Origin of the sequence: Luteococcus sp. Sow4_B9 (assembly GCF_052116585.1) — a bacterium.
Classification (GTDB): Bacteria; Actinomycetota; Actinomycetes; order Propionibacteriales; family Propionibacteriaceae; genus Luteococcus.
Window position 1 is genome coordinate 12,775 of the sequence record NZ_JBQKKT010000004.1, and the last position, 12,235, is coordinate 25,009.

Below are 12,235 nucleotides of genomic sequence, written 5' to 3' on the forward strand. Positions count from 1 at the left end.
TCACTCCTTGCCCAGGTCTCGATGCATCACCGTCACGCCAACCCCCTTGGCACGCAGCCGTTGCCCGAAGGCCTCGCTCATGGCCGTCGAACGGTGCTTCCCACCCGTGCAACCGATGGCGATCGTCACCTGACGCTTCCCTTCGCGGATGTAGCCCGGTGTCATGGTGTCGAAGAGTCCCTCCAGCTGGTCCAGGAAGTCTTCGGCACCCGGCTGCGCCAGCACATAACCGCTGACCGCTTCCGAGAGACCGGTCTGCGGCCGCAGCTCCGGCACCCAGTGCGGATTGGGCAGGAAACGAACGTCGAGCACCAGGTCAGCGTCCAGCGGCAAACCGTTCTTGAAACCGAAGCTCATCACGGCCGCCCTGATCCGGGCGCCGTCGTCGCCGCCATAGGCATGCGCCACCCGCGCGGAGAGCTGGTGCACGTTGATGTTCGTGGTGTCGATCACCAGATCGGCCGAAGCACGCAACGTGGAGAGCATCGCTCGTTCCTTGACCACACCGTCCAGCAGACGACCGTCCCCCTGGAGCGGCAGCGGGCGACGGGTGGACTCCTGCCGCTTCACGATCGCCGCGTCATCGGCCTCCAGGTACAGGACCTCAATGTCGATGCCCTGTTCGGTCAGCTCCGCGAAGATCGAGCCCAACTGCTCGAACAGGGTGCGGCTGCGTACGTCCAGCACCACACCGAGCTTCTCGATGGCATTGTGCCGCGCCAGATCGACCAGATTGGGCAGCAGGGACGGCGGCAGGTTGTCGACCACGTACCAGCCGAGGTCCTCCATGGCATGGGCGGCCGTCCGCCGACCGGCACCGGACATCCCGGTGATGATGACGACGCGAGGGTTCTGGCTGCTGGGTGTGCTCACACGGCCCATTATGGCCGAGGATTCGGACAATTCGACGTTGTCAGATGGAATTCACCCGTCCAGCACCTCACCCGTGGTCATGTTGACCGATTCGCCTGGCTCCTGGGCCGCCAGCGCCCCGGTCACCGCCGCGGCGAGGGTGGGTCCGAAGCCCGGAACCTGGGCGATCTCCTCCGCCGTCGCGGCCCGCAGCTTGCGCAGGCTCCCGAAGTGCTTGAGCAGTGCCTTGCGTCGCGTCTCCCCCAGGCCTGGCACGTCGTCCAGGACCGACTCCACCATGGCCTTGCTGCGACGGCCCCGATGATGGGTGATCGCGAAGCGGTGGGCCTCGTCGCGCACACGCTGGAGCAGGTACAACCCCTCGGACGTGCGGGGCAGGATCAACGGATACTCCTCGTCGGGAATCCATACCTCCTCCAGACGCTTGGCCAGGCCGCACAGGGCGATCTCGTCGGACAGGCCCAGCTCCTCCAGGACCTCGGCGGCCGCAGCCACCTGGGGTGCGCCACCGTCGACGACGAGAAGCTGGGGCGCATAGGCAAACTTCCTCGGAGCCCCGGTGGTGGCGTCCACCAGCACGGGGCCACCCTCGGCCTCTGCGCTCATCGAGGCACGATCATCGAGCAACCGGCGGAAACGGCGCGTGAGCACCTCCCGCATCGCCCTCAGGTCATCGGATCCCTCGAAGGACTTGATCACGAAGCGCCGGTACTCGCTCTTGCGCGGCAGGCCGTCCTCGAAGACCACCATGGAGCCCACCACCTCGGTTCCCTGGAGGTGGCTGATGTCGTAGCACTCGATACGCAACGGCGCCGACGGCAGCTCGAGGGTCTCCTGCAGCTGTTCCAGGGCCCGATTGCGGGTGGACAGGTCGCTGGCCCGCTTCATCTTGTGCTGTTGCAGCGCCTGCTCGGCATTCTTCGCGACGGTGTCCATCAGGACCCGCTTGTCACCTCGCTGCGGCACGTGCAGTCGCACGGTGGCACCCCGCTGCTCGCGCAGCAGTTCCTCCATCACCACGCCCGATATCGGCATCACCGGAACCAGTACCTCACGCGGGATCGCACTGGCCACCTCGGTGTCTGCGGCGGAGGAGTCCGCGTAGATCTGCAGCAGGAACTGCTCCATGAGTTCAGCAGTGTCGGCGTCATCCGCACGATCCGCGACCCAACCACGCTCGCCGCGCACCCGGCCGGCCCGGACATTGAAGATCTGGACTGCCACCTCGAGTGGGTCCTCGGCCAGGGCAATCACATCGGCATCGGTGCCGTCATCCAGCACGATGGCATTGCGTTCCGTGGCCTGTTTGAGGGCCTGCAGGGAATCCCGGAGCACTGCCGCCTTCTCGAACTCCAGCTCCTCGCTGGCCCGCAGCATCTGCTGCTCCAGTTTGCGGGTCAGCTGCCCGGTACGGCCAGCCATGAAACTGGCGAAGTCCTCCACGATCTCTCGGTGGTCCTGCGGACTGATCCTCCCGACGCAGGGTGCCGAGCACTTGCCGATGTAGCCCAGCAGGCAGGGACGGCCCGAGGCCTTGGCGCTGTTGAAGACCCCATTGCTGCATGAACGCATCGGGAAGACGTGCAGCAGGGCGTCGACCGTCTCCCGGATGGCCCATGCCTGTCCGAAGGGACCGAAGTAGCGATAGCCCTTGCGCTTGCTCCCCCGCCCCACGAAGACCCGTGGGTACTCGTCACTCCACGTGATGCACAGCCAGGGATAGGACTTGTCGTCGCGGTACTTGACGTTGAATCGGGGGTCGTACTGCTGGATCCAGGTGTATTCCAGCTGCAGGCTCTCGAGCTCGTTCTGGACCACCGTCCACTCGACCTTGGCAGCTGTGCGCACCATCGTCTGGGTCCTGAAGTGCAGCCCCGCCGGATCTGCGAAGTATGAATTGAGCCGCTGTCGCAGGTTCTTGGCCTTGCCGACGTAGATCACCTGGCCGTGTGCATCGATGAACCGGTAGACCCCGGGATCGGTGGGGATCGTGCCCGGCTTAGGGCGATAGGTGGAGGGATCGGCCATGGAGGTCAGTCTAGGAGCCACTTCCGACAGGGCTGGGCCCCGACCGCAGAGCCGCACCAGCGGTGGGATAGTGTGCAGGAACAAGGCCTGCCGACGACCTTGGTGCTTCCCCGTGGAGCCGAGAGAGGGCCGTACAGGCGTCGAGCCGACCCCGCACACTGCCCTGGAGATGCCCCGTGAGCCCCACCCGTCGTGAAGTGATCAAGTCCGCAGGCCTGGCCGCCGGCGCCATGACGGCTGTCGGCTGCCTGTCTGGCTGCTCATCGCCCGAGGTGATCGAGGAGGGTCCCGCGGAGGTTGACGTGGCCAGCATCCCGGTGGGCAGCGCCCTGGTCGTCGAGGGCACTGGCTTCGTGGTGAGTCAGCCCACCGCGGGCGAGTACAAGGCCTTCCGCCGCACCTGCCCGCATGCCGCCTGCGACGTCTCGAAGGTGGAGAAGGCAGAGATCATCTGTACCTGCCACAATGCCCGCTTCGCAGCCGCTGACGGTGCCAGACTCAGCGGCCCCGCCGAGACGGGCCTGACCGAGGTGACGACGACCCTGGATGGCACGACGCTCACGATCAGCGCCGACTGAGACCCCGCGCCTCGAGCCCGCCGCTTGGCTCCCCACCTGGACAATTCCCCGCGGGCGTGCCCCCGGTGGCAAGGGGTTCGTGCCGCAGATCACCGCCCCCCATCCCACGCCCGCCACCCGGTACGGTGGTGTGCAGCCAACCCAGAGGAGATTCCATGAGCCCCACCCGTCGTGACGTCCTGAAGAATGCTGGTCTCGCTGCCGGTGCGGCCGCTGGCGTCGGCGCCCTGGCTGGCTGCTCGTCGCCCGAGCAGGTCCAGGCGGGCCCCACCGAAATCAAGGCCGCCGAGGTTCCCGTGGGCAGTGCCAAGATCATCGAGGACTCCAACTTCGTCGTCAGTCAGCCCACCGCGGGCGAATACAAGGCCTTCACCCGCATGTGCCCCCACGCCGGATGCAATGTCACCAAGGTGGAGAAGGCCGAGATCATCTGCACCTGCCACAACTCGCGATTCTCCGCCGCCGACGGGTCCAAGTTGAGTGGCCCCGCCACCGGTGGACTCGGCCAGGCCGTGGCAACCCTCGAGGGCGACACGGTGAAGGTCTCGGGTCAGTGACCGGCCACCATCCCTGACTCTCCCGAGGGCCCTGAGCTTTCCGTCCGACGGAGCCCGCATCCGACGCCACAGCGCCTCGCCGTCCTCCCGACGGTGAGGTGCTGTGGCGTTGCGTCGTGGACGTGGCGCCCTAGTCGGGGCGGTCGGGCCCCGTTGCCTGCTTCGCGAGGGGTCTACTTCGCGGGGGTCTACTTCGCGGGGGTCTTCTCGGCAGTGCTCTTCTCGGCAGTGCTCTTCTCGGCAGTGCTCTTCTCGGCAGTGCTCTTCTCGGCAGTGCTCTTCTCGGCAGTGCTCTTCTCGGCAGTGCTCTTCTTGGCAGTGCTCTTCTTGGCAGTGCGCTTCTGCCCGGTGGACTTCTGCGCCCCCGCCGTGACGGCGGGTGACTCGACCAGGGGCTCGGTGGCCTCGCCCTCCGGAACCTCCTTGCCCGCAAGCATCGGGGCCAGGAACTGGCCCGTGTAGCTCTCCGAGCAGGCGGCCACCTGCTCCGGAGTGCCTTCCACCACCACGGTGCCGCCCCCGGAGCCACCCTCGGGACCCATGTCGATCAGGTGGTCTGCCGTCTTGATCACGTCCAAGTTGTGCTCGATCACCACGACACTGTTGCCCTGGTCCACCAGTTTCTGCAGCACGCCGAGCAATTTGCGGATGTCCTCGAAGTGCAGCCCAGTGGTGGGCTCGTCCAGCACGTACATCGTCCGCCCGGTCGATCGACGCTGGAGTTCCGTGGCCAGCTTGACTCGCTGCGCCTCACCGCCCGACAGCGTCGTCGCTGGCTGTCCCAGCCGCACATAGCCCAACCCCACCTCGGTCAGCGTCTTGAGGTGGCGGGCAATCGCACTGTGTGCGGCGAAGAACTCGGCAGCATCCTCGATCGGCATGTCCAGGACCTCGGAGATGGTCTTGCCCTTGTAGTGCACCTCCAGGGTCTCCCGGTTGTAGCGAGCGCCGTGACAGACCTCGCAGGGCACGTAGACATCGGGAAGGAAGTTCATCTCGATCTTGATCGTGCCGTCGCCAGAGCAGTGCTCGCAGCGGCCACCCTTGATGTTGAAGCTGAAGCGGCCGGCCGGGTAGCCGCGGACCTTTGCCTCCTGGGTGGCGGCGAAGAGGGTCCTGATCTTGTCGAAGACCCCGGTGTACGTGGCGGGATTCGAGCGTGGCGTGCGACCGATCGGCGACTGGTCGACGTGGATGATCTTGTCGATGTGTTCCATGCCCGTGATCGAACGATGGCGCCCGGGCACGGCCTTGGCCTTGTAGATGCGCTGAGCCAGGGCCCGATACAGGATGCCGTTCACCAGGGAGGACTTGCCTGAGCCCGAAACCCCCGTCACCGCGACGAACTGGCCCAGGGGGAAGCTCACGTCCACATCGCGCAGGTTGTTCTGCGTCGCTCCGTGGACCGTGATGGCACGCCCCGTCGCGGGCCGACGCACAGCCGGTAGTGCGATCGAGCGTCGTCCCGAGAGATAGGCCCCCGTCAAGGAGGACTCGTTGGCCAACAGCTCCTCGACCGGGCCGGAGACCACCACATTGCCACCGCGTTCACCGGCTCCTGGGCCGATGTCCACGGTCCAGTCGGCCATCCGGATGGTGTCCTCGTCATGCTCGACGACGATGAGGGTGTTGCCCAGATCTCGCAGCCGGACCAGGGTCTGGATCAGCCGGTGGTTGTCCCGCTGGTGCAGACCGATCGACGGCTCGTCCAGCACATACAGGACCCCGACCAGTCCGGAGCCGATCTGGGTGGCCAACCGGATGCGCTGGGCTTCGCCGCCCGAGAGCGTGCCGGCGGCCCGGGACAAGGTGAGGTATTCCAACCCGACGTCGAGCAGGAAACGGAGACGCTCATTGATCTCCTTGACCAGCCGCTCAGCGATCTGGGCCTCGCGCGGGGTCATCTCCAGGTCATTCAGGAAGTCCGCGACCTCTCGGACGGACATGTCCGCCAGTTCGGCAATGTTCTTGCCTCCCACGGTGACGGCCAGCGAGGTCGGCTTCAGCCGGGATCCGTGGCAGGTGGGGCATGGAATCTCCCGCAGGTAGCCGCCCCAACGGTCCTTGGCGGCGTCGCTCTCGGCCTCCTCGTAACGGCGCCGGACATAACGCAGGACACCCTCGTAGTTCTGGGTGAAGGTCCGGGTGCGGCCGAATCGGTTGCGATAGCGCACATAGACGGGATCCCCTGCGCCCTGCAACAGCATCACCTTCACCTTCTCCGGCAGGTCCTGCCACGGGGTGTCGACGCTGAAACCGTGCTTCTCCGCCAGGGACTGGAAGACGTGTTCGTAGTGGGAGGCCACATGAGCCGTCGCCCATGGGGCGATCGCTCCATCGGCCAGCGACTTGCCGCGGTCCGGAACCACCAGGTCCGCATCCACCTCATGCGTCGTGCCCAGACCGGTGCATGCCGGGCACGCACCCCACGGGCCGTTGAAGGAGAACTGACGGGGCTCCAGTTCCTCGATCGAGATGTCGTGCTGGTTGGGGCAGGCCATCTTCTCCGAATAGCGACGCTCCCTGCCGGGATCCTGCTCGTCGAGGTCGACGAAGTCGATGCCCACCACACCTTGGGCCAGCCGAAGGGCCGTCTCCACCGAGTCGGTGATGCGCTGCTTCGCCGTGGGCTTGACGGCTGCCCGATCCACCACCACGTCAATGTCATGCTTGAATTTCTTGTCCAGCGACGGTGCGTCCGTCAGCTGGTGCACCGTGCCGTCCACCCTGACACGGCTGTAGCCGTCGGCCGAGAGCTGGCGGAAGAGATCTGCATGCTCACCCTTGCGGCCGCGCACGACGGGCGCCAGGACCTGGAAACGGGTTCCCTCCGGCAGGGCCATCAACCGGTCCACGATCTGCTGTGGGGTCTGGCGGCTGATCGGCTCCCCACACTCCGGGCAGTGCGGGTGACCGATGCGGGCGTACATCAGACGGAGGTAGTCGTAGACCTCCGTGATGGTGCCCACCGTCGAGCGAGGATTGCGACTGGTGGACTTCTGGTCGATCGAGACCGCGGGCGAAAGGCCCTCGATGAAGTCGACGTCGGGCTTGTCCATCTGACCGAGGAACATCCGCGCGTAGGCACTGAGCGACTCCACGTAACGGCGCTGACCCTCCGCGAAGATCGTGTCGAAGGCCAAGGATGACTTGCCGGACCCGGACAGTCCGCTGAACACGATCAGGGCATCTCGCGGGAGGTCCAACGAGACATTGCGAAGGTTGTGCGCACGCGCACCACGGACTACAAGGCGGTCATTCACGTTCCCCAGAGTAGATGGCCCCACCGACAGAACTGCGCCAACAACGGTGGCAGCAGCACCGATCGGTGGATAGGTTGGACCCATGAGCAGCGAGCGGGGCGACGACATGACGGGCATGCCCGTCAGCACGACGCTGTCCCACTTGCGCCACCGCAAGCTCGAAGCCACCCAGGCCCTGCTCGGGGACACGATCGCGATCCCGGAGGAGGACTGGCACGGCCCCAGCCGCCTTCCGGGTTGGACCCGAGCGCACGTCGCCACGCACCTGGCCCGCAATGCGGACGGTCTCCGACGCGTCGCCCTGGGCCTGCTCGAGCACCGCCCGAACCGCATGTACCCGGACGAGCGGGCTCGCATGCGGGAACTGGAGCTGGGCTCGCGCCGCTCCGGACTCGAACTGCAGATCGACCTCGACACCTCCGCCGGGCAGCTGAACGACACCCTCAACTACCTCATGGAGGCCGACATCACCGATCCGGTGGAAGTGCGTCCTGGCTCGTGGATGCCAGCGCACCACCTGCCCGTCGCGCGGCTGAATGAAGTGGTGCTCCACCGGATCGACCTCGCACACGGCTTCACCGCTGCTGACGTCGATGCAGACATAGCCCAGTGGTTGCTGGAATGGAATTGCCGACGCATCGGGGAGCGGCCGGACTTCCCCTCGCTCTGGGTTGCCAGCAGCACCGGAGTCACGGCACGCATCGGCAATCCCGACCAGACCCCCCTCACCGTGCACGGCAGCGACGCCAGCCTCCTGGGTTGGCTGACCAGCCGTGCCGACGGCACCGGGATCTCCGGCGCCGATTCCATCGTCCTCCCGGAGTTGTGATGACCAGGACCATTCCTCTCGCCGATGACCTCGAACTGCGCACCACCGTCGTGGGTGAGATGGGCAACAATGCCTATCTGCTCGTGGATGCCTCTGGTGAAGCCCTCCTGATCGATGCCGCCAACGACGCAGATGCCCTGACCGACCTCGTGGGTGACGCTCGGGTCACCACCATCCTGACCACGCATCGCCACCCCGACCACATCCAGGCCTTGGCCCAGATGGCCGAGCGCACCGGGGCGCGCCAGGTGTGCGGCAGCCCCGACGCCGCCGCGATCGAGCAGGCCACCGGAGTGCACTGCGAGGGCCTGTGGACGGGTGACGAGGTGCAGCTCGGGCAGCACCATTTCGCAATCGTGGGTCTGGTGGGGCACACTCCGGGCTCGATCACGGTGGTCGTCCACCCGGCAGGCGGCCCGGTACAGCTCTTCACCGGCGACTCCCTCTTTCCCGGCGGCGTCGGCAAGACCGGCACTCCGGAGGACTTCACGAGCCTGCTGGACGGCGTGACCACCCAGCTCTTCGAGGTCTTCGGCGACGAGGCCGTGGTCTGGCCCGGCCACGGCGAGCCCACCACCCTGGGGGCCGAACGCCCCCAGCTGGACGAGTGGCGCGCACGCGGCTGGTGAAGCTCCGAATCCCGCCGGTCGCACCCGTCGTTCTGTGCAGGAACTGGCAACAATTGTGAACTGGGCCACAGATCGTGACAAGGTGGTCTCTGGAGGGGAGTACTCCCACGAGCAGTGTCGTCAGCCCGGTGCCCCCACGTGCACCCGGCCCTGCAGTCACCAAAGCGGTGGCGGAAGAGACCTCCTGAGCTTTCCGTCCCCGTGAAAGGCCTTGGATGAACGTCCATCTCTACACCTGGCTGATCACCGTCGGCATCATGACCGCGGTGCTCCTCTTCGACGTCCTGGTACTGGGTCGTCGCCCGCACGAGCCCTCCATGAAGGAGTGCGGCATCTTCGTCGGCATGTACGTGGCGCTGGCCATCCTCTTCGGTATGGGCGTGACCCATTTCTCCGGCCTCCAGTACGGCAAGGAGTTCTTCGCCGGCTGGCTGACCGAGTACAGCCTCAGCCTCGACAACCTGTTCATCTTCATCATCATCATGTCGAAGATGAAGGTGCCGAGGCATCTGCAGCAGTACGCCCTGCTCGTGGGCATCATCCTGGCCCTCATCTTCCGAGGCATCTTCATCGCGCTCGGCAAGACCTTGATCGAGGCTGCCGCCTGGGTCTTCTTCATCTTCGGCGCCTACCTGCTCTACACCGCCTTCGACCTGGTCAAGGACTTCTTCCAGAAGGACCATGACGACGAGGCCACGGAGAACATGCTGCTGCGCTGGGTCAAGCGCACCCTGCCCTTCACCGAGGACTGGAAGGGCACGAAGAGCGTCGTCAAGATCGACGGCAAGAAGTTCTTCACCCCGATGTTCCTGGTGATCGTCGCCCTGGGCTCCACCGACATCCTGTTCGCCCTGGACTCCATCCCGGCCATCTACGGCCTGACCAATGAGGCCTACCTGGTCTTCACGGCCAATGTCTTCGCCCTGATGGGCCTTCGTCAGCTGTACTTCCTCATCGGTGGCATGCTGAACAAGCTGATCTACCTGCCGATCGGCCTGTCCGTGATCCTGGGCTTCATCGGTGTGAAGCTGGTGCTGCACGCCGCGCACCACTACCACCTGGTGGGTGACTGGGCCGAGCTCGGCATCGAGCTGAGCCTCGGCGTGATCGTCGCCACCCTGGTCATCACCACGGTGGCCAGCCTCTGGAAGACCCGGCACATGACCGACGAGGAGCTCGAGGCCCAGCACTGATCCTGCTGGTCCACTCCTGACGCGCACAGGGCCCATACCCTCATGGGGTATGGGCCCTGTGCGCGTCTCGGGGCGCGATCTGACCGTGGGGTCCAGCCGGGCATCCAGAGGGACCTGCCCTGGTGCCCGGGATGGGCGCCTACTTGGTGGCCTCGATCATGCTGCGCAACTCCTTCTTGAGATCCCCGATCTCGTCACGCAGGCGCGCCGCCAGCTCGAACTGCAGCTCCTTGGCAGCGGTGTGCATCTGCTCCGTCAGCTCCTGCACCAGGTCTGCCAGTTCGCTGACCGCCATGTTCGAGGTGTCCAGGGCCCGCTTCTCCCCCAGCGCCGGCACGGGCTGGCTGGGCCTGCGGCCGCCCTTCTGGGCCTGTCCCACCAGCTCCGCAGTGTCCGCATCCTCTCGGGCCAGCATGTCCGTGATGTCCGCGATCTTCTTGCGCAGGGGCTGCGGATCAATTCCGTGCTCGGTGTTGTAGGCGATCTGGATGGCCCGTCGGCGATTCGTCTCGTCGATGGCCTTCTCCATGCTCGGCGTGATCTTGTCCGCGTACATGTGCACCTGACCCGCCACATTTCGGGCAGCGCGGCCGATCGTCTGGATCAGGGATCGCTCGGAGCGCAGGAAGCCCTCCTTGTCCGCGTCCAGGATCGACACCAGGCTCACCTCTGGCAGGTCGAGGCCCTCACGCAGCAGGTTGATGCCCACCAGGACGTCGTACTCGCCCATGCGCAGTTCCCGCAGCAGCTCGACGCGCCGCAGTGTGTCCACCTCGGAGTGCAGATAGCGGGTCCGGACTCCGTTCTCCATCAGGTAGTCGGTCAGGTCCTCCGACATCTTCTTGGTGAGGGTGGTGACCAGGATGCGCTCATTGCGCTCGGCGCGCACCCGGATCTCCCCCAGCAAGTCGTCGATCTGGCCCTTGGTGGGCTTCACGACGATCTCGGGGTCGACCAGCCCGGTCGGGCGGATGATCTGCTCCACATAGCCGTCCGATCGCGCCATCTCGTAGTCACCAGGGGTGGCCGAGAGATAGACCGTCTGCCCCACCCGTTCCGCGAACTCCTCGAACCGCAAGGGTCGGTTGTCCAGTGCGCTGGGCAGACGAAAGCCGTGTTCCACCAGGGTTCGCTTGCGGCTGGCGTCACCCTCGTACATGCCACCGATCTGCGGCACGGTGACATGCGACTCGTCGATCACCAGCAGGAAGTCCGACGGGAAGAAGTCCAACAGCGTGTGGGCTGGCTCCCCCGCCTGACGCCCGTCCATGTGCCGCGAGTAGTTCTCGATGCCGGAACAGCTGCCGATCTGCCGCATCATCTCGATGTCATAGGTGGTGCGCATGCGCAGACGCTGCTCCTCCAGCAGCTTGTTCTGCCGATGCAGTTCCGCCAGACGCTCCTCCAGCTCGGCCTCGATACCGACGATGGCCCGCTCCATCCGTTCGGGGCCCGCCACGTAGTGGGTGGCCGGGAAGATGTACATCTCGTCATCGGTGGTGAGCACCTCGCCCGTCAGCGGATGCATGGTGCTCAGCGCCTCCACCTCGTCGCCGAAGAACTCGATGCGCACCGCATTCTCCTCATAGACCGGGAAGACCTCGAGCGTGTCACCTCGCACCCGGAAGGTTCCGCGCGTACCGGCAAGGTCATTGCGCACGTACTGGATCTCCACCAGACGGCGCAGCAGTGCTTCCCGCTCGTACTCCTGGCCCACCTTCAGCCGCACCATGCGGTCGACGTACTCCTCAGGCGTACCCAGACCATAGATGGCACTCACCGTGGCCACGACGATGACATCGCGACGGGTCAGGAGACTGGCGGTGGTGGAGTGCCGCAGCCGCTCGACCTCCTCGTTGAGCGATGAGTCCTTCTCGATGTAGGTGTCCGTCTGCGGCACATAGGCCTCGGGCTGGTAGTAGTCGTAGTAGCTCACGAAGTACTCGACGGCATTGTCCGGGAAGAACTGCCGCAGCTCGTTGGCGTACTGCGCTGCGAGTGTCTTGTTGGGTTGCATCACCAGGACCGGACGCTGCAGCCGCTCGGTGAGCCATCCGATCGTCGCGGTCTTTCCAGTACCGGTGGCACCCAGAAGGACGACGTCCTGTTCCCCCGCCCGGATTCTCCGCTCCAGCTCGTCGATGGCCGCCGGCTGGTCGCCCGAGGGCTCGAAACCCGCCTGCATCGTGAAAGGGGCCACCACTCGCTGGATCTCGTCAACTGCGCGCATGCCTGAAGGCTACAAGCCTCCACTGACATTTCAGGTTGAGAGTGGGTCTGCGGGA

The 12,235-nt window shown here is 65.7% G+C and carries 9 protein-coding genes; 5 read left to right on the forward strand and 4 right to left on the reverse strand.

All coding sequences use genetic code 11. The annotated features are described in order from the left end of the window. Both rapZ and uvrC read right to left on the reverse strand, forming a co-directional pair. Positions 1-873: an RNase adapter RapZ gene (gene rapZ / locus ACTQ49_RS03820; RefSeq protein ID WP_441826524.1), complete on the reverse strand. Its 873-nt coding sequence runs from the start codon at positions 871-873 to the stop codon at positions 1-3. Positions 874-924: 51 nt separating this feature from the next. Next, positions 925-2,901 (reverse strand): excinuclease ABC subunit UvrC, encoded by a 1,977-nt coding sequence (gene uvrC / locus ACTQ49_RS03825; protein ID WP_441826525.1) that lies wholly within the window; start codon positions 2,899-2,901, stop codon positions 925-927. A 176-nt stretch (positions 2,902-3,077) separates the two neighbouring features. On the opposite strand from uvrC, the gene ACTQ49_RS03830 reads away from it, so the two are divergent. Next, on the forward strand, positions 3,078-3,479 hold the full coding sequence (locus ACTQ49_RS03830; RefSeq protein ID WP_441826526.1) for a Rieske (2Fe-2S) protein: 402 nt from the start codon (positions 3,078-3,080) through the stop codon (positions 3,477-3,479). A gap of 155 nt (positions 3,480-3,634) precedes the next feature. After that, positions 3,635-4,036, forward strand: a complete 402-nt coding sequence (locus ACTQ49_RS03835; protein ID WP_441826527.1) for a Rieske (2Fe-2S) protein — start codon at positions 3,635-3,637, stop codon at positions 4,034-4,036. A 188-nt stretch (positions 4,037-4,224) separates the two neighbouring features. On the opposite strand, the gene uvrA is transcribed toward ACTQ49_RS03835, so the two are convergent. Continuing rightward, positions 4,225-7,299, reverse strand: a complete 3,075-nt coding sequence (gene uvrA, locus ACTQ49_RS03840; protein WP_441826528.1) for an excinuclease ABC subunit UvrA — start codon at positions 7,297-7,299, stop codon at positions 4,225-4,227. A gap of 82 nt (positions 7,300-7,381) precedes the next feature. On the opposite strand from uvrA, the gene ACTQ49_RS03845 reads away from it, so the two are divergent. From ACTQ49_RS03845 to ACTQ49_RS03855, 3 genes are all read left to right on the forward strand, one after another. Beyond that, on the forward strand, positions 7,382-8,128 hold the full coding sequence (locus ACTQ49_RS03845) for a maleylpyruvate isomerase family mycothiol-dependent enzyme (protein WP_441826529.1): 747 nt from the start codon (positions 7,382-7,384) through the stop codon (positions 8,126-8,128). Continuing rightward, positions 8,128-8,757, forward strand: a complete 630-nt coding sequence (locus ACTQ49_RS03850) for an MBL fold metallo-hydrolase (protein WP_441826530.1) — start codon at positions 8,128-8,130, stop codon at positions 8,755-8,757. The genes ACTQ49_RS03845 and ACTQ49_RS03850 overlap by 1 nt, the downstream gene beginning before the upstream one ends. Positions 8,758-8,972: 215 nt before the next feature. Continuing rightward, on the forward strand, positions 8,973-9,950 hold the full coding sequence (locus tag ACTQ49_RS03855) for a TerC family protein (protein ID WP_441826531.1): 978 nt from the start codon (positions 8,973-8,975) through the stop codon (positions 9,948-9,950). A 139-nt stretch (positions 9,951-10,089) separates the two neighbouring features. Here the strand turns inward: ACTQ49_RS03855 and uvrB are convergent, their stop codons facing one another. Then, positions 10,090-12,180 (reverse strand): excinuclease ABC subunit UvrB, encoded by a 2,091-nt coding sequence (gene uvrB / locus ACTQ49_RS03860; RefSeq protein WP_441826532.1) that lies wholly within the window; start codon positions 12,178-12,180, stop codon positions 10,090-10,092. Positions 12,181-12,235 lie beyond the last annotated feature (55 nt).

What these genes read in the sequence shown, in the direction of transcription:
- uvrC (WP_441826525.1), bottom strand. Translation starts at nt 2,901, where the DNA reads ATGGCCGATCCCTCCACCTATCGCCCTAAGCCGGGCACGATCCCCACC.
- ACTQ49_RS03835 (WP_441826527.1), top strand. Translation starts at nt 3,635, where the DNA reads ATGAGCCCCACCCGTCGTGACGTCCTGAAGAATGCTGGTCTCGCTGCC.
- ACTQ49_RS03845 (WP_441826529.1), top strand. Translation starts at nt 7,382, where the DNA reads ATGAGCAGCGAGCGGGGCGACGACATGACGGGCATGCCCGTCAGCACG.
- ACTQ49_RS03850 (WP_441826530.1), top strand. Translation starts at nt 8,128, where the DNA reads ATGACCAGGACCATTCCTCTCGCCGATGACCTCGAACTGCGCACCACC.
- ACTQ49_RS03855 (WP_441826531.1), top strand. Translation starts at nt 8,973, where the DNA reads ATGAACGTCCATCTCTACACCTGGCTGATCACCGTCGGCATCATGACC.
- uvrB (WP_441826532.1), bottom strand. Translation starts at nt 12,180, where the DNA reads ATGCGCGCAGTTGACGAGATCCAGCGAGTGGTGGCCCCTTTCACGATG.